General features: G+C 58.2%; 15 protein-coding genes and 1 tRNA gene. 11 read left to right on the plus strand and 5 right to left on the minus strand.

What is annotated here, in order from left to right; translation table 11 throughout:
* Window positions 1-39 precede the first annotated feature (39 nt).
* The gene (locus tag BW919_RS06175; RefSeq protein ID WP_198324586.1) at window positions 40-2,532 is read left to right on the plus strand and encodes a DNA-directed DNA polymerase; all 2,493 of its coding nucleotides are present in this window, start codon (window positions 40-42) and stop codon (window positions 2,530-2,532) included.
* Between the two features lie 74 nt (window positions 2,533-2,606).
* Window positions 2,607-4,241: a radical SAM protein gene (locus BW919_RS06180; protein ID WP_232452970.1), complete on the plus strand. Its 1,635-nt coding sequence runs from the start codon at window positions 2,607-2,609 to the stop codon at window positions 4,239-4,241.
* Window positions 4,242-4,249: 8 nt separating this feature from the next.
* Here the strand turns inward: BW919_RS06180 and BW919_RS06185 are convergent, their stop codons facing one another.
* Window positions 4,250-9,355, minus strand: a complete 5,106-nt coding sequence (locus BW919_RS06185; RefSeq protein WP_157666120.1) for a cobaltochelatase subunit CobN — start codon at window positions 9,353-9,355, stop codon at window positions 4,250-4,252.
* 189 nt (window positions 9,356-9,544) lie between these two features.
* Between BW919_RS06185 and BW919_RS06190 the strand changes: the two genes are divergently transcribed.
* Together BW919_RS06190 and BW919_RS06195 are read left to right on the plus strand one after the other, a co-directional pair.
* Window positions 9,545-10,969 carry a prenyltransferase/squalene oxidase repeat-containing protein gene (locus BW919_RS06190; protein ID WP_088336152.1) on the plus strand — a complete coding sequence of 475 codons (1,425 nt, stop codon included), beginning with the start codon at window positions 9,545-9,547 and terminating at the stop codon, window positions 10,967-10,969.
* A gap of 192 nt (window positions 10,970-11,161) precedes the next feature.
* Complete coding sequence (locus BW919_RS06195; RefSeq protein WP_088336153.1) at window positions 11,162-12,661, plus strand: hypothetical protein; 1,500 nt, start codon at window positions 11,162-11,164, stop codon at window positions 12,659-12,661.
* 65 nt (window positions 12,662-12,726) lie between these two features.
* On the opposite strand, the gene BW919_RS06200 is transcribed toward BW919_RS06195, so the two are convergent.
* Window positions 12,727-13,548, minus strand: a complete 822-nt coding sequence (locus tag BW919_RS06200) for a mandelate racemase/muconate lactonizing enzyme family protein (RefSeq protein ID WP_088336154.1) — start codon at window positions 13,546-13,548, stop codon at window positions 12,727-12,729.
* Window positions 13,549-13,581: 33 nt separating this feature from the next.
* Here BW919_RS06200 and BW919_RS06205 point away from each other — a divergent pair, with 33 nt between their 5' ends.
* The 5 genes from BW919_RS06205 to BW919_RS06225 are packed head-to-tail and all read left to right on the plus strand — an operon-like array spanning window position 13,582 to window position 18,313.
* A complete protein-coding gene (locus BW919_RS06205) occupies window positions 13,582-14,994 on the plus strand; it encodes a Mur ligase family protein (protein ID WP_198324587.1) in 1,413 nt (470 codons plus the stop codon).
* The gene (locus tag BW919_RS06210) at window positions 14,984-16,525 is read left to right on the plus strand and encodes a hydantoinase B/oxoprolinase family protein (protein ID WP_088336156.1); all 1,542 of its coding nucleotides are present in this window, start codon (window positions 14,984-14,986) and stop codon (window positions 16,523-16,525) included. Before BW919_RS06205 ends, BW919_RS06210 begins: the two co-directional genes overlap by 11 nt.
* 8 nt (window positions 16,526-16,533) lie before the next feature.
* Window positions 16,534-16,821, plus strand: a complete 288-nt coding sequence (locus BW919_RS06215) for a MazG nucleotide pyrophosphohydrolase domain-containing protein (protein WP_088336519.1) — start codon at window positions 16,534-16,536, stop codon at window positions 16,819-16,821.
* Window positions 16,818-17,927, plus strand: coding sequence for an amidohydrolase family protein (locus BW919_RS06220; protein WP_232452971.1), 1,110 nt, complete (start codon window positions 16,818-16,820; stop codon window positions 17,925-17,927). The genes BW919_RS06215 and BW919_RS06220 overlap by 4 nt, the downstream gene beginning before the upstream one ends.
* Entirely contained in the window at window positions 17,924-18,313 is a 390-nt protein-coding gene (locus tag BW919_RS06225) for a universal stress protein (protein WP_157666121.1), read from the plus strand. Before BW919_RS06220 ends, BW919_RS06225 begins: the two co-directional genes overlap by 4 nt.
* Here BW919_RS06225 and BW919_RS06230 read toward each other — a convergent pair.
* Complete coding sequence (locus BW919_RS06230; protein ID WP_088336159.1) at window positions 18,305-19,906, minus strand: tRNA uridine(34) 5-carboxymethylaminomethyl modification radical SAM/GNAT enzyme Elp3; 1,602 nt, start codon at window positions 19,904-19,906, stop codon at window positions 18,305-18,307. The two genes, BW919_RS06225 and BW919_RS06230, sit on opposite strands and share 9 nt — an antisense overlap.
* A gap of 132 nt (window positions 19,907-20,038) precedes the next feature.
* Between BW919_RS06230 and BW919_RS06235 the strand changes: the two genes are divergently transcribed.
* Both BW919_RS06235 and BW919_RS06240 read left to right on the plus strand, forming a co-directional pair.
* A tRNA-Thr gene (locus tag BW919_RS06235) sits at window positions 20,039-20,116 on the plus strand.
* Between the two features lie 198 nt (window positions 20,117-20,314).
* On the plus strand, window positions 20,315-20,842 hold the full coding sequence (locus BW919_RS06240) for a site-2 protease family protein (protein ID WP_088336160.1): 528 nt from the start codon (window positions 20,315-20,317) through the stop codon (window positions 20,840-20,842).
* 166 nt (window positions 20,843-21,008) lie between these two features.
* Here the strand turns inward: BW919_RS06240 and BW919_RS06245 are convergent, their stop codons facing one another.
* Window positions 21,009-21,590: a hypothetical protein gene (locus tag BW919_RS06245; protein WP_088336161.1), complete on the minus strand. Its 582-nt coding sequence runs from the start codon at window positions 21,588-21,590 to the stop codon at window positions 21,009-21,011.
* A 19-nt stretch (window positions 21,591-21,609) separates the two neighbouring features.
* Window positions 21,610-21,876, minus strand: a complete 267-nt coding sequence (locus tag BW919_RS06250; protein WP_157666122.1) for a hypothetical protein — start codon at window positions 21,874-21,876, stop codon at window positions 21,610-21,612.
* Window positions 21,877-22,161: the final 285 nt, after the last annotated feature.

The following is a 22,161-nucleotide window of genomic DNA, read 5'->3' on the forward strand; positions in this document are numbered from 1 at the left end:
TTTTACACGGTGACTACCCGAGAAGTTCGGGGGCGAGTGTTGCTCCGTACGGTGTGGGTAGATTACGCCAGGAAGGGCGAACCCGATGTCATCTTAGTAGGTCGTCGGGAGGACGGGAACCCGGCTGCCCTCGTCGTTAAGGGGTTTCGTCCTTACTTCTACGCGGAGGTGGAGGATGGGCTCGATCCGTACGAGGTGGAGCGTCTGAGTGGGGTAGTGGAGGTCGAAGAAGCCCTGTTGAAGCACCCCTACGGCGTCGACCAGGTGGAGCTCCTACGGATCGTCGCCACGCACCCTAAGGTCGTTCCCAAACTGCGCGAGCAGGTCAAGAAGCTGGACGGTGTGAAGGAAATCTACGAAGCGGATATCCCCTTCGTACGCCGTGCCGCCGTCGACCTCAATCTGCCGCCCGCGTCCGAGGTCGACGTCTCTGACCTGGACAAGGGATCCTGGTCCGGACTTCCATCGTACTTCGCGGACGTCGAGGACGCCCGTGAGTTGGACCACCGCCCCTATCCGATTGAAAACCTCGTCGTCGCCAGCTTCGACCTCGAGGTGTTGGCGGAACCTGGAACGACGATTAAGGGAGCTTCGGGCCCTATCATCGCCATCAGCTTCGCGTACAGGACGCCTGATGGGGAGCGCCATAACTACGTGATTACCTGGAAGGGAGAAGACGAGTCGTTCGAAGTGGACGGAGTGGAAACCGAGGTCATCGTGTGCAGGTCGGAAGCCGCCGCACTGCGGAGGTTCTTCGACGAGTTCCGCCGTGTCGATCCCGACGTAGTGTTCACCTACAACGGGGACGAGTTCGACCTGCCGTACCTGCAACATCGGGCCAGGAAGCTGGGTATCGACGTCTCTCCCCTGGCGCGGCCGGCGGGCAAGCGTGGGATCATACTGAAACACGGGGGTGGCCGTTACGCCTCCGATATTTTCGGACGGGCTCACGTCGATCTTTACCACACGGCGAGGAAGAACCTCAAGCTGGAACGCTTCACGCTTGAGGAGGCCGTCAAGGACGTGCTCGGTGTGGAGAAGGGGGAGATGGAGCTAGCCGACATCAACGAGGCCTGGAAGCGCGGTGATCTGGACGAACTGATGAGGTATTCGGCCGAGGACGCTCACTACACCCTCGAGCTGGGACTCGAGCTGGCACAGGTCGAGCTGGAGCTCTCCTACCTGACACGACTGCCGCTGCCGGATGCGACTCGCTTCAGCTTCGGGCAGCTTGCGGAATGGAGGGCCATTTATAAAGCGCGCAAGGAGGATATCCTGGTACCGAACAAGCCGACTCGAGACGAGTACAAGCGGCGGCGTCGCAAGGCGTACAAGGGAGCGATAGTGTTCGAGCCCGAGATAGGGCTCCACGAGAACGTGGTCTGCGTGGACTTTGCCAGTCTGTATCCCAACGTGATGGTCGCACACAACATCTCGCCCGACACGTTCGACTGCGACTGTTGTCCGCGCGTGACCGTCGAGGATGTGGACAACCCTACGGACGCGACTGTGGCGCCGGACGTGGGTCATAAGTTCTGTAGTCGGTGTAAGGGTTTCTTCCCCCGGCTCGTGGAAAGACTCATCGAACGCCGGCGTGAACTCAAACGCCGTCTCCGGAAGCTCGACACTGAGCCGCATCCTCACGAGGCTAAGATCCTCGACGTACGACAGCAGGCGTACAAGGTCCTGGCCAACAGCTACTACGGCTACATGGGCTGGGCTAACGCGCGCTGGTACTGCCGTGAGTGCGCCGAGAGCGTCACTGCTTGGGGTCGCTACTACATCAGCGAGGTTCGAAGGATCGCGGAGGAGAAGTACGGGTTGAAGGTCGTGTACGGGGACACGGACTCGCTGTTCGTGAAGTTGCCTGATGCGGACTTGGAGGAAACCATCGATCGGGTAAAGGAGTTCCTGAAAGACGTCAACGGCCGCCTCTCCGTGGAACTGGAGCTGGAGGACGCCTACAAAAGGATCCTGTTCGTGACTAAGAAGAAGTACGCTGGGTACACCAAGGACGGGAAGATCGTTACGAAAGGTCTGGAAATGGTACGACGGGACTGGGCGCCCGTCGCCAGGGAGACGCAGCATCGAGTCTTGAAGCGGATCTTAGCCGACAACGACCCTGAGGCGGCACTGAAGGAGATTCACGAAGTACTCGAGAGGCTGAAGTCAGGCGACGTCGACATCGAGGAGCTCGCGGTTACGTCCCAGCTCACGAAGAAGCCCTCGGAGTACGTTCAGAAGGGTCCCCATGTTAGGGCCGCGTTACGGCTCGCTCGGCATCTCGGAGTGGAGCCCGAACCGGGCACCATCGTGAGGTACGTCATCGTCCGCGGTCCAGGTAGTGTCAGCGACAAGGCGTATCCTGTGGAGCTGGTGCGGGAGGGGGAGAAGGAACCCGACGTCGATTACTACATCGAGCACCAGATACTACCGGCCGTGGAGCGTATCATGCAGGCGATAGGTTATTCCCGCGGACAGATCGTCGGTGAGACGGCCTCGCAGAAGACGCTGGATCAGTTCTTCGGCTGACGGGATGACGAGAGCGCCCCTAAGTGATCCGTGATCGGCTTCACCCTGGCCGACCGTGGGTGTTCTCCTTGCGAGTGGCCATTCTAGACGGATACACGGACGAGCCGGCGGGTTTAGGTGTACCACCCTACCTCGGTACTCACCCCAGGTACGCTTACGGCGCGGCTCGGGCCGCGGGAGCCACTGAGGTGCGGTACGTACCCATCGAGCGGGTGAGGTCAGGTGACGTCGATCCGAACAGATTCGACGTCGTGGTAGGTATCTGCGGAGTGCACACGCCTGGGAAGTACCTCGGCGCCCGACCGGCGGACCTCTCCGAGATGCTTCGTATCCTCATCGAGGTCGATGCCGTCACAGTTCTAGGCGGACCCGCGGCTCAGTCCGGGCACGGTCGAGTCGGCGGTAAGCTACCCGAGACCGAGGTCGAGGGCGTGGATATAATCGCCAGAGGTGACGTCGAGGCCGTGGTGTACGATCTGGTTTCCGAGGGCTCGCCTGAAGCCGTCGATCCCGATCGGAGGAGATCGATCGAGGAACTTCGGGAATACTCCGTGAAGGGGGCACTCGCAGCCCGCGAGCACTTGGACTATCCGGACGCGGTGATCGCTGAGCTAGAAACGTACCGTGGTTGCCCACGTTTCATATCTGGTGGGTGCTCGTTCTGCACCGAGGTTCCTAGGTACGGTAAGCCCGATTTCAGACCGCCGGAGGACGTTGTCAAGGAGGTGAAGGCACTGTACAGAGTGGGTGTCCGCAGGTTCCGAGTCGGACGACAACCTTGCGTGTTCTCTTATATGGCAGAAGGGATCGGAGAGACCGAGCGACCTCGACCGAACCCCGAGGCATTGAGGAAGCTCTTCAGAGGAATCTGCACCGTCGCCCCCGACCTCGTGACACTTCACGTGGACAATGCGAACCCGGCAGTGATAGCGGAGCACCCCGTCGAATCCCGTGAGATCGCGAAGGTGCTCGTCCGCTATGGCACTCCCGGCAACGTCGTGGCATTCGGCGTCGAAACATTCGACGAGCGGGTGGCGAGGAAGAACAACTTGAACGTGGAGTCCAAAGAGGAGGTGTTCCGGGCCATCGAGGTAATAACATCCGTAGGCGGGCACCGCGGCTGGAACGGGATGCCGTACCTCCTGCCGGGGCTCAACTTCGTGTGCGGTCTCATCGGTGAAGACAGGGAGCGTTACCGTCGCGACGAAGATGTCCTCCGAGAGATAGTGAAACGTGGTCTCCGGGTGCGCCGGATCAACGTCAGGAACGTTGTACCCTTCCCGGGTACGAAGATGGAAGAGCACGGTACGAAGTGGCTCGAGCGCAACAGAGAGCGAGTGACCGCGTTCAAGCGCTTCGTCCGGGAGGAGGTGGATCCCGTCCTGCTCCGCCGAGTGCTACCGAAGGGCACCGTCTTGAGGCGCCTCCGAGTGGAACCCAGAGAACCAGAGTTCGCGCGGCAGGTGGGCTCTTACCCCGTGGCTTGCAGGTTGCTCGCAGAGCGGAAACCCGGTGAATGGATAGACGGCTTGGTGGTAGATCACGGGGCCCGTTCCGTCGAGGTGATCCCGATACCGATACGTCGAGAGGACGGTCCGGACGTCCTAGCGAAGTTACCAGGAGTTGGTGATAGGGAGGCCCTGAATGCGTTCCTAAAGGGTCGGAGACCGCGAGTTCCCTACGCCTTGCGATCCTGGTTCACGTTCTGAATCACGAATCACCAATTCCACCCACGGAATCTCCACCTAAACCAGATGGCCACAATCAAGGAAGTAGCGAGTAATCCGATCACCCACTCCCATATCACCTTATGTGATGGCGCCTGGGAGCTTTCCCTTACCATGGTCACAGGGTTCGACCTCCTGACGGCGTTCGACCCGGGAGTGGACTCTCCGCCCGCGTGTCTAGTCTTCACTAGTTCGTGAGTGAGCTCGGTCGTGACCCTTCCTCCGGAAGGTATCCGACCGTAAAAGACCTCACCAACCGTCGACACCACTGTCTTGCACATCGACTTAAAGTTCGACCCGACCACTGTAGGACCGATCCCTAGTAGTGGGGATTTAGTGAACATCGACCGTTGTGATTTGGACAGGTTACGTCGTCCTACCGGGGTTCGGGATGCCCAACTTTCTGTCGCTTTGGCCACATTTGTCGTCGTAATCTTCACCGAGGTGATCCACACACTTCTGGTAGACTGCTCTGGCACATTATTATTGGAGTTCCTAGACGTAACTAACCTCGACGATGCCATCTCCCTAACAATCTCAGAAGCTATCCGTGAATTGTCCAGTGTGCGGTATGTCTTGATTATCTTCGGAATCATGTTCAAGACATCATTGAGACCCAAGTACTCCGCCAAGTTTCGGACGAACGGCACTGTAGACGGGTTAGGACTCGTGTGGTGGCATGTGGATGGACCGTATCGGGCCGTAACCCCAGCCCAAGTCCTGATCAGGGCTCCAAGGGTGTTTCGGTCAGGTCTCCATAGACCTACACGTATTGCCTCCACTAGCCACGATAGTGTCGACTGTACCGCGGCCCATCCATTCGGAGTGGTTGGCCTGTATCGTTCTAGAGCCGAAAGTACTGTCGATGCCACTTCTGTTAACAGCGTTTGAACCATCGGTCTGGCCTGAGCCATCGTCACCGCGGTGCCGACGATATTCTGGACGCGCTTCATCACTTCGTGCCATCCCACATCCGGTCCGTGTGACATCAACGCCTTCCACCAGCTAGGACTCAACAGTTCCGTTCTTACTTCGATCGCCAGTCGCTCCGCCAGTGTCTGGACGTGCGCGGTGGTCGGGTCGCGTGCGACTGTGAGAAACACCGTCGGCTCCTTCCCTCGGATTGACCTCACGTACGTAGCTATCCCGCCGATCCACGAGTAGTAGTCGTTCACGTCTATCACGTTGAACGCGTTTACTACTTGATCGATAACGGCGTCAATAGTGCCGGCCAGGTACCTGAAGACCTTCACTGCCCTAACAGCTGCCTCATAACCTTCCAGATCCTCCATACGCAGCCCAGGTCCGCTCGAATTACCTAGAACTGAGAAGGCGTACGCCACTCTGGACTCGAACGTCCTCACGATACGCTCTGAGAACCTTTCGTCTACCGACTCCGCTTTCGATACTCCCAGCCCCTCAGTGAGTTCGGACCAGCCCATTTCCACTAACCTGTTAACACCAGTCCCCTGGACGTCACCTGGGGGCTCCCCGAACACCCCAGTGACCGCCAACGGCTCTGGTACCCCGGATCTCAGGAGTTCTAGGTAGTGCTTCCTCCGGTAATTGTACTCGATTGGTTCTTCGGCTCTGGAGACCAGCCGGAACGCGGCCGCCAGTAGCTGGACTACCGGTTCGATAGAATCCAATACAGCGGTACACAGCGCCACCACATCTATCCTCGGCCTGTTGATCCACCTACCGTCGACTTTCACCTTCAACTCGCTAATCGGTATCAACCTGATTCCCAAAACCTTTCCACCGTCCGGGTCCCACACGGGTTCGACACCAAGTAGGTACAGGACTTCAGCTATACCGAGTCCGCCGGATGTCAGCTCGTGTGAGGCGAAGAGGATCACTGAAACCGTCTCGGGCCATCTGCCGTGTTCTCTGTAGTATCTGGCTAGCATGTCGTCTACCAGGCGCTTCGCGATCTCCCACGCCTCCGGCGTTGGGAGGGTATACGGGTTGAACGTTACACCGTTCCTACCGGTCGGGTAAGCTTTGGGGTTCCACAGAGGTTCTCCGAAACCTCCCGTCGGGACATGGCCGCCCCTCAAGAAGTTGATCAGGCTGTCGAGCTCATATTCACCGGATTTGTACACATGAACGAACTCTCTGAATGCCTCGGCTATGAGTTTAATGATATTCTGATCGTACTGATCCGTAGTCTTTAGTAGCCCTATTTCAGATAGAACTGATCGATACAATGCCAGTAAACTAGGTTTAAGCTGCTGCAGTATACTATCGGCTTTCGACAGTAATGACGCGTCATCTTTCAACTCTCCCTCGTCCTTGAGTTCAACCCACTGCAACAGAACGGATCGCATGAATGGGTCCGTCCATATCCTGAGGACGATCGATCGAAGAAGCTCGTACGTCCTCATCTTGACCTCATGATAAAAGTCCGGATCCTCGTCCGCCAACCTCCGAAACAGCTCGAGATCGGCCTTTGGGATCAACCCCGAGGTGACCGCTAAGTAGGGAGCGAATTTCGGAGCGAAAAGCAGCGCGGCTTGATCTACTGCTACTCCTGTCGGGAGATTCCCCCCTATCACGTGTAGACCGTAGAACACTTTCTCGTCCCGAAGTGCTAGCAGGTAATCGTGCAGGCCGTCGAGGAACTCCTCCAAGTGTCTTTTTGCCCAAGATTCAGGGTCCTTCGGGGTACTCTCCCCGCGCTCCGCGAAGATAGACTTCACAACGTCCTCGAGGATCCCCAGGTCCCTCGTCTTTTTCAGGATCTTCTCCGCAATGAGTTCTCGCACGGTTTCGTCGTACACCGAGGAACTCACGTACTGCGACCACAACCTCTCCAGCTCCGCGTATCTGTGGAAGTCCCTGAAATATCCTGACGGTGGTGACGGATAAGTGATGATAACGGACCCGCCTCGGTACTTAGCCAACGTCCCCTCGCCAGGGTTACTTACGATGTAGAAGTACGCCTGGGGAACGTCCGGGAGCAGTAGGTACGTCCAGTCGGTGATCGTGAGCCCGCGGTCGTGACCCGGAAGGAACTCGAAAGTGCCGTGGGTCCCCACGTAAACTACGGCGTCCGCGTGGAAGACCTTACGTAGCCATTCGTACGTGGCGATGTACTGCCAGTGCGGAGGCAGTTCCCGGGAATGGTACACTAGCTCGGGACTCCCCGACCAACCACGGACTGGCTGCAGTACTACCGCTACATTGCCGAACCTGAGGGCGGGGACGAGGTACCGGTGGCCGTCCGTCATGATTCCAAGATTGTCGGTCACACTCTTCCATGTTCTCAGGAATCCCTCGATCATTTCCTCCACGGTAGCTCTGGCCGCTTCGTACCGATCGGGATCCAACCTGCGGACGATGTCTAGGTATGCGTTCAGCCGCTTTACGACGTCTTCCTCGAACCATTCTCGGACGTTTTCGGCCGGAATCAGTTGGTCACGGGAGACGGAGCATAGCACGAACGAGCGACCGTCGAACCTTATCACCACATTTCCATCACGCACCTCGATTTCTACATCACGTCCGTCGACGTTTAGAGACCACTCACCGTACCCTCCCTCGTACAGATCGAACATCCGTCGAAGCTCTCCCCTGGCCCACGGCCCTACGTTAGCGAGCAGCAGCACCGACCGACGTGGATCGTTAGGATCTATCGCTGAGGATAGCGCGTTGAACACCGCGACGAACACGTCCTCGAGGAACCGTGCCGTCTGCGAACTCTCTCTGTACTCCACGTAGAGTTCCCGAAAGAACCCAGTTCCTGGACCCAGGTCAAAACCTTCGCCGGCCAGCCTGGCCAGGATCCGCGCGAGACTTCTCGGGACATCTAAATACGCCGCTCCCAGCTCCGAGCGTCCAGGGGGGTAGCAATAAACGACGAGCGCTACCCTCTTCTCACGATCCGGCAGCAGCCTGAGTCGGAGCAGGTGTTCGATCAGCCTCCCGAGATCGTCCAGTGTCCCTGGTAACAGCACTGGCTCATCGTCCTTCCCGTTCAACCACAACACACGGTACCAGAAGGACCCCTCCATCTCGGAACCTAGCTGCACCTGGTAGGTCCACTCGAGTGAGGGTCCCGATTTATTGGTCACGTACTCCCCCAGCCCCATGCTGGCGTCCCCGGTGAACGGGAACACCACCTGAATCATCGGTACGTTCAACCTGATGACGGCGTACTCTGCCGGTTTCGGGAAGTTCAGTGTGAACGCACGAACACTGATCACAGCCTCCACGCGCTTGCCCTGCTTTTCCAGCTCGGAAAGTATCTCGAAGGGTTTCACGAACGACGACTCGCAGAAGACGGCGACGGTCCTGACTCCGTACCTCCTCGTGATGCCGTCTAACGCCTCCGTGAGCCGTAGGATCGCTTTCCTCCTAGGACTAACGGCGTCGATCCCGTGGGCGAGCACCAAAACTAGGTCGTTTGGAAGATGAGACGCGAACGCACTCAGATTCATCCCATGAAGGGTATCTATTACCCAACTCGGTAACTTCCGCCTGTATCCGAAGAGTACTACGGTCCCCTTGACTTCCCCGCGAGTCAGACGTTGTAACCAACTCCGGAAGGTCGCGATGTCGGGGCGTGGAATCCCATCTATCCATCCGGTCCCAGGGACGTAAGCTGAGAGGACAGTCCTGGAGATCGTCCTAGGCGGTTCCACGGCGTCCGTCGGGAAGGATGGATTCGCTAGCCATAGTAGGAACGTCACAAGGGCGCGCGTATCTCCCGCCGCTAAACACAGCCAGATGTGCGCCGCGACGGCAACTTTGGACTTTACGGGCCGACCGCGGATGACGACCAACGCGCGCTCCGGATCGGACGTCGCAACCACGACCACGCGCTTCGTTGAGGCCAGGGTTTCTGCCAGCACGTCGAGGTTGTCTAGGGCAGCCCCCAGTGTCCTCTTAGACAACTCTCGGACGAAGGACGCTGGAACCGTACCCATACGCTGGATCACCAGTACATCTGCTGATATAACATCCTTCGAGATCTCCTCCCAGTTTAAGTTTCCAATGCTTACCGGATTCTTCGGAATCCGATGAACGTGGACTTGGACTCCCAGCTCCTTACCTACTTCATCGGCGTTCGGTATCGGTGTGATACTCAGCACCGTTATCTCGAAGGCGGAAGCGGGGCCGGAATATAAAATTTGAATTAATACGATTGACATGAAGAATAACACAGCTAACGTGGTTCGTAAATGTTTTAACATTCCCTTGAGTACCCCTGAGCCGAAGTGAGGACTATCTAAATAGATAACCGTTTCGGTGGGGGGTGGGAGGGTCTGCGCACGATATCGATGACGGCCCTTATCGTTGCCCTGATGGTGCCGACGTCCGCGTATGCGGTTAGTTGGGGAGAGATCATCGACAAATCGGTTAGGTTCTACTTCGCGATCGATAAGGCAAGGGAACTTGATGTACCCGTTAAGGAGTTAAAAATGGTTCAGGAAGGCGATTCACTGTACTGGAAAGGTAAGTTCGGAAGATCTAAGTGGGAGACGTCAGGAGAGGTAATTTACGGTAACATGTCGGCCTTATCTGGGATATATCTTGGATTACTTAGCGGAGAAGTAACACCGAAGACGTGGCCCGAACCAGAACGATCTAGGTTTGAGAAAGGCATCACCACCGGGCTAGCTAAGATTCTATCACTTCAACAAGAAGATGGTGGTTGGGGATGGAAAGTAGTTTTAACTGAAGGTAAAACTAGATTTCCATCTGGTAAGGGTCACGTCCTGCGTACTTCTCAGGTGTTAGTTCGAGTGTTAATACCGGCACTGAGGTTGAACATTAAGAACGTAAATTACGATGGTACTACCTACGACGTAGTTGAACACGCGCGTTCAGCTGTGAGGTTTCTGATCGACCAGCAGTTGGAAGACGGCGGATATAGCGCCAACAAAGAGTGGTCCACGACCGGAGATCCACTGTACACTGGATGGGCATTGCGTGCGCTGTGCGAGGCATACCGGTACAGGGACCTTCTTAAACTCGACGACGCGACCGTCCAACAGGTAAAAGAGGCGATCCGTAGGGCGGTTGACTGGTTACTCTCTCACCAGGAGAGAGAAGGTGAGCACGTCGGGCTGTGGAAGATGGAGTCTTCAGCCATCATGGGGTCCTCGTACGCACCACCTTCGGAAGCCCAGGTAGTGCTCGCGTTGATCGACGCTTACTCGATATCGGAGGAACTGGGGCTGAATAGGGCCGAGCTTAAGGAGTCGATAGACAGGGCGTTGGAGGCTATCGTGGACTGGGCGCTCAAATACAAGGACATTTCAGTAGTGGAGTTCGACGGGAAGAAGGTCTTAGGGTGGGCCTACTCGTCGACGCGACTGGAGAGTTGCGGTCCGTACCTCGGGTACACGGCTCTCATAGCGGCCACTCTGAAGTTGGCGCGGGAGTTAGGCCTTGGATCAAGAGCCGTAGATAAGATGAAATCAGTCGGAGTAACATTGGAGAACGAGGCGGAGTGGGTAGCTCACGAGTGGAGGGAGACTGACGGGATCGGATACTTCCCGTACCCGAACTCGGAAGTGTTCAAGTACGTGACACCGTCGAGCCAGCTTTTCGGACTGATCGGCGCGGTGGCGTTCTCGCACCCCGAAGTGCTGTTGAAGCGTACGACGGCGGACGTCTGGAAGTTGGTGCCTAAAACGAAAACGTCGAAGGTTCCTGTGTGGCCGGTGTTGGCTTTGCTATTCGCACGACGACGCCGCTGATTCCTTCCTTTTATCCGCACTTCTCCCTAACAAGCGGCCGCTGGTAAAATAGGTCCGACAATTTCTCCAGTCACCGTGTTCACAAATTTGAATTACTATTTCTCACATACAGTGTAGAAGTTTAGTTGACGAAAATTCATATTATTTTAATTTAAAAAAATCTGTATGGGCTCCCGAGTCGGGGGTCAGGCATTGAGAACCCACGCGCTCATAGTCGGACTGCTGGTGGCACTGAGTCCAGTTACGGCAAGCGAAAGTCCTAAAATCGCCGTAGTGATGCCGTATCACGGTAGTTACGATCCGCACTGGGTCTACATGGCTCACGAACTTCCAAGTAAAGTCCAGGAGATCTTGAGTTTGACCTACGACGAATACAAAATCCAAGTGTACCCAGGCAGTTTCGAAACCTTCGACACGACCATGGTACAGCTTCAGGGCGGTAAGGAGTACGTCATTCATCAGGAGGAAGTGAACACGGGTGAGGAGGTTTTGAAGACAGAGTTCGGCTACGCTCTCAAGCAGGCTGAGGAGTTCACGAACTCCGGTAAGGATGGTCTGATCGTTGTGCTACCGGCTTTCGTGAATGAGGGAGGACAGCACCAATGCGTGGAAATCCCGGAAGTTATCGATATCGTGCTCAGAGATAAGGTACCTAAATGCGCGATCCACTACGAGCCATTCGGTATCACGGATTGGGATCGCAAAAACGACATCGGTATCGTACCGGAACTGTTCTTCATGAACATCCAAGAAGAGGCCGATAAGGACCTGGTAGGACCGAACGGACAGGGTGACCCCGAAGACGTGTTCTCGACGTACAAGGGCAAGAAACTCCTGGATTTCCTGAGAGACCACAAGGATGAGGTCGGTCTCCTCGAGTTAATGTTCGGTACTCTACGGATAGGTTACTGGGACGATTTCAAGGCGAACGCAATGTACGTGCTGCGTGGCGTCGCCGAGAGGCTCGGTGACTTCCTGGGGACGACAATTCCGGTAGGTGAGGTCGATTGGGCGTTGAGGAACCCGTTCGTAAAGGAGGGTAAGGCTTACTTCTTCGCGTTCCAAAACCCGGAGATCGGTCCGGAGAAGTGGGAAAAGTCGCGCTGGGAGATCCGGTACGAGCAGTTCCAGAAGTTGATGCAGAGTCTCTGCAAGCATGGCGTTAGGTACGTGATCGCGTTCCCGTACACCACAGTGACTGGTATCACAGATCGCAAGCTGTTCGAGGGTAACCCTGAGCACGGCCCCGAGGGTGACGAACCCGAGGCTTACGACTACTCGGAGGCTATTCTACGGCACTTCGGTGCGGAGTTAGTGGCGGAGACTGTGGCCGATGTGAAGAAGTACACGTACGTACAAGGCGGTCGGAAGAAGACTCGAACGGTGTACATCAACACGAGAATTTACAGGATTCCAAAGGATAAGCTGGGCACTGACGCTGACATGTACGTGATTTACGTGAGGCGCGGTTTGTTGGATGCTCCGAATGCTGTGGAGAAAGTGGCCCGTGTGTACGCCAACTACATCGCCGTTCACCTGCCGACGTGGATGATGGAGTACGAGGCGGCGAAGCAAGGAGCTGGGAAGTACAATCAAGAAACTGGCGCTCAAAGGGAGAGGAAGAAACTTTCAGTGTATCCCTTGATGCTCGCTCTGGCGTTAGCGGTATGCCGACGGCTCGGGTGCCGCTAATGTTTCTCTCCCACGCCCACATCTAGGTAAATGTTACGAACACATTAACGATTTGACTGAGGGCGTCAAGGAGCTTCCGCGAGCTCGTAAGGATCATGATTCACCCTGACTTCCCGTCCCGGACCCGTCAACTCCACCTCGGGTGCGTACCCTAGGGACTCCAAATCTTCGTACAGGGCTAGATGTCCTGAGAGGTCGCAGTATTCGGCCTCCAGTGCGCCCGCCACGTGAGCCGCCGCCTTTACGGAGATAGCACTTTCCACTTCCGTTAACACGATGATCTTGAACCCGAGCTCTCTAGCCTTGCGTCCAAGCAGCACCACGTCCAAGAAACCCACCTCTTGAACGCTCAAGGCTACCCCCTCGGCTGAGCTCAGCCCGTGGATGTCTCCTTCCGACGTCACGCGGACGTAAGTGGGAACATCCGCGTCGAACTCCTCCGGCGAGATCACGACTATCTCCGCATCGGACACGGACCGCACTTCCTCGAGGATCCGCTCGGAAGGTTTGTCCGTGAACTCTAGGAGTACGGTTTCGAAGTCCAGAGCGGACACCGAGGACAACCCCGCCGAGTCGGCGCGTACACGGACCACGGTGTACCCGACGGAGAGGTTGTCACGCGCCTCCCGAAGTGCCCCGTGCTTCCCGATCTCGTGAACGGAACACGCGGACTCGATGGTTCTCGGTTCTCCTCCCAGTAGTTCCGCGAGCGGGAGGCCTTGGGACCGGGCCTCGGCGTCCATCACGGCTATCTCGTGGGCCACGGTCGGGTCGAACCCGAAACCGGTCCCATAATGACCCTCCGATGAATAAACTCGGCACACGTAGCCGTCGACGCGACCGGCGGCACCGTTTAAGGTGACACGACGAGTCTCGATAGGTCTCAAGGTAAATCCTGCCCCGCTGGGAGGGTGAGAGAGTTGAGCCGGGTTATAGTTGTCGGAGCCGGCAGTGCTGGACGGTCGGTGGCGCGGCTGCTGAACCACGCGGGGTACGACGTCGTAATCAACGATGTCCGCGATTGGGAAGACTTCACCACGGAGGAGCGCGAGTATCTTGAGATTCTAGAGCGCGAGGGCGTCGAAGTGGTTCTCGGGGGACACTATCGAGATCTCTTCGAGTCGGCCGATGCGGCTTTCGTATCTCCTGCGATACCCGAAGATGCCGAAGGTAGGAAGCTCGCGGAGCTGGTTCCTGAGGAGATCACCGTCGAAGATGTTGCCGGACTGTTGAGGGACCTGTTCCCCGTGCCCGCTATCGGGATCACCGGGACGAACGGGAAGACCACCACGACATGGGCGGTGGCACATCTCCTGGAAGCCTCCGGGTACGAGGTTTGGCGGTGCTCGTCTCTCGATAGACACCTCGTCATCGAGGCGATAGTGGAGGGCGTGGTAACGGGCGAGATCGAGGATTACGATGTGGCCGTCGTGGAGCTCCCGCATGGAACGATCAGACTGGCTGCCGGCATCGAGCTGGACGTCGGCGTGTTGACGAACGTCTCACCGGAGCACCTGGACGAGTTCGGAGGTTCCTTCGAGAGGTACGTCCGTCGGAAGCTCACGATAACCGAGATGAGCGAAGTACTGGTGGCCTGCTACGACTGCGAGGAGCTGCGGAAGCGCCTGAACGACGCAGTCTGGTACTCCGTGCGGGATCCCGACGCCGATTATTACGGGAGTAGGGAGAACGGACGCCTTGTGGTAAGAGGTCCTGATGTCTCGGTGGAGGCCGACTTCCATCTGATCGGTTACTACGTCGAGAACTGCACTGGGGCCGTCGCCGCCTGCCTAGAGTTCGGTGTCGATCCTGAGTGCCTCGTCGATGGTCTCGCCACGTTCGAGGGTGTTCCCGGACGCATGGAACTGCTTGGAGAACTCTCGGGCCGTGTCGCCTATATCGACGCGGCGCACAACCCAGACGGTCTGAAGGCGTCGCTTCCATCGTTCCGGGAGCTCGCGGACGAACGGGACAGAAGACTGCTCGTCAGCGTAGATAATCCAGACACTGTGACTGAGCGCGATAAGTTCGAATTCGGGCGGATAGTGGGGAAATACGCGGACTTTGTGGCGGCCAGCGGGTACAACGAGACCCTGGAACGGCTCGACCGGTCGGCCGCCGAGGAGGTAGTGAAGGGTGCCGAGTCGGCAGGTTGCGAGGGGGTGGCTGTGGACTCGGTCCGAGAGGCCGCTGAGGAGGTGGCCACACGGTCCGAGGAGGGAGATGTACTGCTCCACGTAGGACCAGGAGTGGTGAACGCGTACGACCGGGTCAAGCGCGCCTTCTTGCGTGGTCTGACTTCGGTGCTGGGGGGACCTTCGGATGAAGCATGAGATCGTACGGCAAGCTCTCATATACGCCTGCGAGGAGATGGGGGCCCTGCTCCGTCGTAGCTCCTTCTCCCCGAACATTCGCGAGCGGGAGGACTTCTCCTGCGCGATCTACGATGCGGACGGTGAGCTAATAGCCCAAGCGGAACACATTCCGGTGCATCTCGGATCGATGAGGTGGGCCGTACGAGCCGTCTTAGATGAATTCAAGCCCTCAGAGATGGAACCGGGAGACGCCTTCTTGCTCAACGACCCGTACTCCGGAGGTACCCATCTTCCCGACCTCACCATCGTAGCTCCCGCGTTCCACGACGACGAGCTCATGGCGTTCGCCGTGGTTCGTGCGCACCACGCCGACGTAGGTGGAAAGGTCCCAGGGAGCATGCCTCACGACGCCGAGGACGTATACTCGGAAGGGCTCCGAATCCCTCCGATCAAGGTCGCAGAGGACGGTGAGACCCGAGATGACGTGCTACGTCTCCTCGAGGCGAACTCCCGTGGCGGTGAGGAGCGACGATACGATCTCACCGCTCAGATCGCCGCGGCGTTTCGAGGATGTCGTCAGGTAAGGAGGATCATCGACGAGCACGGATGTGAGGCCTGGGAGAGGGCTTGCGAGTGGTGTAAGGACTACGCCGAGCGTCGAATGCGCGTCGTTATCGAGCGGGTTCCCGACGGAGAGTACACCGGGGAAGATTACCTGGAGGGCGATGGAATCTCGGAGGACCCTGTGCGTATATCCGTGACCGTGCTTGTGGAAGGGGATGAGGTGACCGTCGACTTCACTGGGACTGACGAGCAGACCCGGGGTCCCGTGAACGCGCCTCTGCCTGTCACATACTCCGCGGTCTTTTTCGCTCTCAAGGCGGCTTTAGACCCGGAGACACCCGTTTCAGAGGGTACGTATAGACCGATCGAGGTGATAGCACCGCGCGGGACGGTAGTTAATCCCGAGCCGCCGGCTCCGGTATGTGCGGGCAACGTTGAGACTTCTCAGCGAATAGTGGATGCCATCTTAGACGCACTACGCGAAGCAATCTCGAACTTACCGGCCCACTCGCACGGTTCCATGAACAACGTAGTTATCGGTGGGGTAGGGTTCGCGTACTACGAGACGGTAGGCGGTGGAGCCGGCGCGTCCCCGGACGGTGACGGGGAGAGCGCCGTGCACGTGTATATGACTAACACCGCGAGCACTCCGGTCGAGCACGTGGAGCGCGAGTACCCGATTCGGATCCTCGAGCATACGGTCCGGCGTGGGAGTGGAGGCGAAGGTAAGTACCGCGGTGGTGACGGTATCGTCAAGCGATACCTCGCCTTGGAGCGCTGTCGCGTGACCGTGATAGGTGACCGGACCATGCACCCGCCGCGCGGCGTCGACGGTGGGAAGCCTGGGAAGACCTCTGAGTACGAGGTCGAGCGATCGAACGGGGAGGTGGAGAGGCTCGGCCCGAAAGATTCGACCGTGCTCGAGCCCGGTGACATGTTGGTCGTGCGCACAGCTGGCGGTGGAGGTTACGGGAGCGGGGAGTGACATTGAGAATGGAGATCTCGGAGTTTCAGCGTCTGATGGATGAGTTGTACGGGGAGAAGGATCGGAAGCGCGGTCCCGAGCGGACGTTGCTCTGGCTCGTGGAGGAGATCGGTGAGCTGGCGGAGGCCGTGCGCAAGAACGATCGACGGGCGGTGCGTGAGGAGTTGGCGGACGTGGTGGCGTGGACGTTCTCGCTGGCCAACGTTCTCGGGATTGACGTGGAGGAGATATTGAAGGAGAAGTACCCAGGTCGGTGTCCCAAGTGTGGTGAGAAACCGTGTCGTTGCGGCGAGTGAAGGACGGTGTGCTGACCGCGGATGCGGGACTCGTCGGTGAGGATCTGGAGTTACTGTCCCCGATAACGATCGAAGTCGAGGATGGTAAGGTACGACGGATCGAGGAGGGACGCGAACACGGTGCGGACGACTTCGACGTCGTTCTGCCCGCACCGTTCAACGCACACGTCCACGCCGCTGACTGGGCGTTCCGACACGCTGGCCTCGGGATGCCGCTCGAGAAAGTCGTTGCTCCGCCCGACGGCCTGAAACATCGGCTACTCGAAAAGGTCGGGGAGAGGGAGCTCGAAGCCTCGATCCGGGACTTCCTCCGGACCTCGTTGAGGTTCGGGTGTCCTGGAGTCGCCGATTTTCGGGAGGGTGGTGTCGAGGGCCTGAAGCTGGGCCTTAAGGCGGCCAAGGGCTTCCCGACCTACGTTCCAATGGGCCGGCCGAAAGCCCTCGACGATCCTGAGAGGGTCGAGAAGGAACTTCGAGCCTTGTCAGAGCTGACGGAGTTCGTCGGGGTTCCAGATGTGCACTTGCCGGACGACGTGTTGGAGGCCGTGAGGGACTCCGGTCTCCGGGTGTACGTGCATGCGAACGAGAACTGGCGATCCGTCCGAAAGTGCATCCGTGAACACGGCGTCACCGAGATCGAGCGGGCCGTAGAGCTGCTCGAACCGGAGGGTATCGTCCACTGTGTGATCCTCACGGACCGCGACCGTGAGCTACTGGAGGGCTTGGATCCCGTCGTGGTACTCTGTCCAAGATCCAACGACTACTACAGGCTCGGGAACCCGGATCCCAAGCGATTTCGGGATCTTCGAGTGCTCCTAGGGACCGACAACGGGATGTCCGTGGAACCTGACCCGTGGGCGGAGGCTTACCACGCGTGGATTCGTACTGGCCTCTCACCGCTCAGGGCGCTTCGGGCGCTGACCGTTGAAGCCGCATCCGTCTTCGACCTGCCGATCTTGGAGGAAGGACGGCAACTCTCGGCGGTTGGGTTAAAGGGTCTCCCGCTCCCGGAAACAGTGCTCGAGTCCAGACAGCGTCTAGCCGCTCACGTCCTCCAGTTGATCAAAACGTCGAGGGTCCACGTGCTGTTGGGGGTCGAGAGTTGACCAGATATGTCGTGCTCCTCGACGGATCCGAGGCGTCTTTCGAGGCGCTGGAGCACGCGCTGGAGGAGGCGGATGAGGTGATAGGAGTCTACTTAATCGACTGTCGGGCGTTCAAGGGACTGAACGAGGACATGGCGAGAGCGCTGGAGGAATTCATGCGGCAGGAGGCGGAGCTGATCCGGGAGACTGTCGAGAGGCGCGGTGGGGAGTTCGAGATAGTGCGAGGTGAGGGTCCCGAGGCCGTGATGGAGTACGCCAGGGAAGTGGGTGCGGATGCCGTGGTGGTAGGCGTGGGTCACATCCCAGGGTTTGAGGATATAACGTTCCGACGGGGGATCGAAGGGCACGTGAAGGACGTCCCCGTGATCCTGGTACCTTCACGTTAACTCCTTACCCATGTAAGGGCCGACGCGCTCGTACCCGAGCTTCCGGTAGTACTCGCGCGTTCCGATGGCGCTGATCACGATGATCTTGTCCGCATCCAGCTCGCTGGCGGCGAGCTCCTCCGCCTTCCTCATCAGTCGCTCGCCGAGACCACGATGTTGAACTGCGTCCGTGTCCCGCTCGCCGATAGGCACCGTCGGTCCGACTACCTTAAGCTCGCGTACGACGGCTGTCTCGGGGTCGATCTCCGGTCTGTGTGCTAGTTCCGTTGGCCTCCTGAGCCTCAGATAACCGAGTATAGCATCTGCCTCCGGGTCCTCGTACATTAGGAAGTAATCCACACCTCCCTTCCACGCACGTTCTCTGATGATCCTGAGCTCGGCTCGCCTTGGATCCACCTCAACGCCTTGACGCATCTTGTGGCCCGCCTCTCGGCAACGGATACACCGGCACTCCCAGCCCTTCTCCTCTAGGTAATCTTGAACTAGTTGGCGTAAGTTCGTCTTCCGGATGCCGGCGGCGGCCAGATGGGCTGGAATATCACGCTGAACCCGCATGATGCGGCAATACTCCGGTACGTAGCGGTTTTTCGCCTCGGCGATGACTTTCACCGCGGTTTCCTCATCGTACGGCTCGTACTCGCCACGTTTCCACGCGTCGTACAGGGGCGTATCCTCGAAGACCATACACGGGTAAATCTTCAGCATGTCCGGCTTGAACCGGGGGTCTTTGAACAGCCGCTTGAACATCCTGAGGTCGCGTTCGGGGTTCGAGCCCGGAAGACCTGGCATAATGTGGTAACATACCTTCAGACCGGCGTCCTTGAGGATACGTGTCGCCTCGACGGTGTCTTTCACGGTGTGACCGCGGTCCACGCGCTTCAATATGAAGTCGTAGATAGTCTGGACTCCCACCTCAACCCTGGTAGCACCCAGCTTGAGCATGCGGTCTACATGTTCCTCCTTACAATAGTCGGGCCTCGTTTCGAAGGTGATCCCCACGGGTCGGCGTTCTGAAGTCTCCGCGTACTTCTGCGCTTCCTCGATCGTGAGAGCGTCCTTCCCGGTCATCGCGTTTAGACACTCCCGCACGAACCACTCCTGGTAACACAATGGTGTCGCGGGGAACGTACCTCCCATCACGATCAGCTCGATCTTGTCGGTTGGGTGGCCTGAGATCTCCAACTGCCGTATACGCGCCTCGACTTGCCTTCTCGGGTGGAACTCGTGCTCCTTAGCCCGACGGCCGGCCGGCTCCTTACCCGTGTAGCTCTGTGGCACGCCCTTCTCGGGTCCACCCGGACAGTACGCACAGCGGCCATGTGGACACGGATAAGGCTTCGCCATCACCGCGACGACGGCCACGCCCGAGATAGATCGGACTGGTTTCTTCACGACGATCTCTCGGAGCTCTTCGCGCTCCTCGGGAGTTGCGCGTTCCAGGATGTCCGCATCTGTAGGGAACTTCGAAAGACCGTATTCCCTGCAGACTTCGCGTTTGGCCTCCTGTAGCTCACCTTTCGTCCGGATCTCACCTGACAGCATCTTCTCCACGAGTTCGCGGCACGCTCTGTCAAAGGCGTCGTCCTCGGACATGTCTCTCACCCCCCGCGCGGTTCTACGGTACCGTAGTGGGCGCAACACATTTAATCGATCGTCGGGTGGAGTACGGCTGGCTCGGGTGGAACTAGTGAAATCCACCAGTGAAATCCGGCGTTTGTGGGGATCGCCGCGGCAGCTCAGCCTGGTTAGAGCGCCGCCTTGGTAAGGCGGTGGTCCCGGGTTCAAATCCCGGCCGCGGCTCCAGCTCGGTTCGTTATGAATTTTATAACGTTCACCGGAGCGGTGGGGCGCGGTTCCGTTAAGGTTGTGTGGAATCCCACGTGCTGTTTCCCGAGATGATGGTGCCTACCTCACCCGACCATAGGTGTGCGCCTTGATGCGCCCGCTGTCTATATCGTGATTTCGACGATGACCTTGGATCCCCATCGGGGGTCGCTGTCCATGGTCCCTATCGGCTTAGGGTACAAGCTGGCGTATAAGGGCGCTAAACTGGGATTCTGGAAGTGGGGAACCACGGTGAAGACTGGGTTCTTCTCATTGGTACTCCACTCCTTGATCTTCGGACCTCTGGGTGTGGCGATTGTCATCGCCACACTCTTCCATGAATTAGGCCACTACCTGGCGTGCAAACTGCTCGACGTTCCCGCATATCCTCCGGTGTTCCTTCCTTTCGGAGGTGCGTTCGTTCAGCACGGGTGGACGGATCCGGATAAGGAAGTGTTCATCGCGGCGGCCGGGCCCTTCGGTGGGGCTCTGGCCGGAATCCCGCTTCTGGTAATCTATCCGAAGGCGGCCGTGTGGAATGGAATGATACAGCTGTTTAACTTGCTTCCCATACCACCCCTGGATGGGAGCAAGGTGCTGCGTGGGCTTTGGACGCCCAGTCCGACAGCGTGGATCGGCGTGTTGACGGCGGTACTCGCCGCAGCCATCTCGATGGTATGCATCCTCATGGGTTTGCACGCGTAGTATCCGCCCGAGGTAACCGATCCGTTCGAGGATACGTCCCCGGTACGGTTCGGATCTCCACTGTTTCCCCGATCGCACAAACCCGACATCCAGCCCTGATGAACTGACGCTCGTCACGGTACCGTCCCTCGTCCAGAACTTCCGCCCGTATTTCCTCAAGGAGGTATCACGAGGTAGGTATCTTGAGCCTCTCACGCCCACAGAGGACGTCTGCGAGCGTCATCCTAGCCAGACCACGGGCCAAGTTCTCGACGGCCAGCTCGTCACGAACCTTGGCCATTTCACGTAGTCTCTTTACCAGCTCCGAAGCCGTACGCCTGGGTGAGTCCGAGCTCCGGTACCGCTTCGCGTAAGGGCATTCGGGCTCAACCTTTGGGAGACCAAGTCTGGAAGTCACATCATGATACACTCGGACAGTCCGAAGCTCGCTCACAACGTACAACGGTCGCAGTAGTAGGGCGTCGTCCTCCTCCAGCAGGTCCGCCGGCGGGAAGGTGCCGGCGTCCTGCTTTCGGTTCACGCTCATCATCAGGGTCTCGATCGCGTCTTCGGCAGTGTGACCGTAGACTACCACGTCATGTCGCTCCGCGAGGATTCTACGCCTAATCGCCGAGCAGATTTTGCACGGTGGCTTGTTCAGCTCCTCCGACAGCTCAGCCACATTCTCTTCGGCATGGACCAGCTCGAACTCGTATCCAAGAGCCTTCGCCATTCGATTGATCTCCTCTCCTTCTGATAAGGTCGCCAAACGCCCACTCCTCAGACTCTCACGTCCACCGTGACGAGCTTTGGGGGTTCACGTCCCACTCCCGGAGGAACGGCTCGAGTGCAAGGGCGCAGGTGAAGCTATCCTTCCCGCCGCTGAACCCTATCGCCAAGTCACCCTTTGGCTCGTCGAACGCCTTCTGAACGATCTTCAGCAGGCTAGCCACGTTCCAGTATTTTCTCATATAATCCTCACCGTAAATCGAGTCGGGAGCGAGAGGGCGTGCATCCCACGATATCGTCAGCCCTTCCAGCTCGGTCACCTCCATTGTCCCGCCCCCCTCGAACCGCACGACCGCCCCGGAGCCGACCTCCATACGCTCGAGAACGGGGCTCAACCTAACCACATTACCTCCTGTCGTGACGAATGGTTCCGACGCTTACAAGGCAGCCGGCGGGAAGAAAACGATGTGTCGACCGAGGGCCGTTGGTGGAAGTGCACCTCCTCCCGCGGCCGGTAGTCGGTATCGAGCGGGGCTTCCTCATCGAGTCGGTCGCCACCACCATCCCCATCATCGTTTCCACAGCGCTCGGCAGCGGTCTCCTCGATCATC

The sequence above is a fragment of the Methanopyrus sp. KOL6 genome (assembly GCF_002201915.1).
Classification (GTDB): domain Archaea; phylum JAADCQ01; class Methanopyri; order Methanopyrales; family Methanopyraceae; genus Methanopyrus.

Bases quoted from the DNA above. Each gene is read 5' to 3' on its own strand.
- BW919_RS06190 (WP_088336152.1), top strand. From the start codon at position 9,545: ATGACGGCCCTTATCGTTGCCCTGATGGTGCCGACGTCCGCGTATGCG.
- BW919_RS06210 (WP_088336156.1), top strand. From the start codon at position 14,984: ATGAAGCATGAGATCGTACGGCAAGCTCTCATATACGCCTGCGAGGAG.
- BW919_RS06215 (WP_088336519.1), top strand. From the start codon at position 16,534: ATGGAGATCTCGGAGTTTCAGCGTCTGATGGATGAGTTGTACGGGGAG.
- BW919_RS06230 (WP_088336159.1), bottom strand. From the start codon at position 19,906: ATGTCCGAGGACGACGCCTTTGACAGAGCGTGCCGCGAACTCGTGGAG.
- BW919_RS06240 (WP_088336160.1), top strand. From the start codon at position 20,315: ATGGTCCCTATCGGCTTAGGGTACAAGCTGGCGTATAAGGGCGCTAAA.
- BW919_RS06250 (WP_157666122.1), bottom strand. From the start codon at position 21,876: ATGGAGGTGACCGAGCTGGAAGGGCTGACGATATCGTGGGATGCACGC.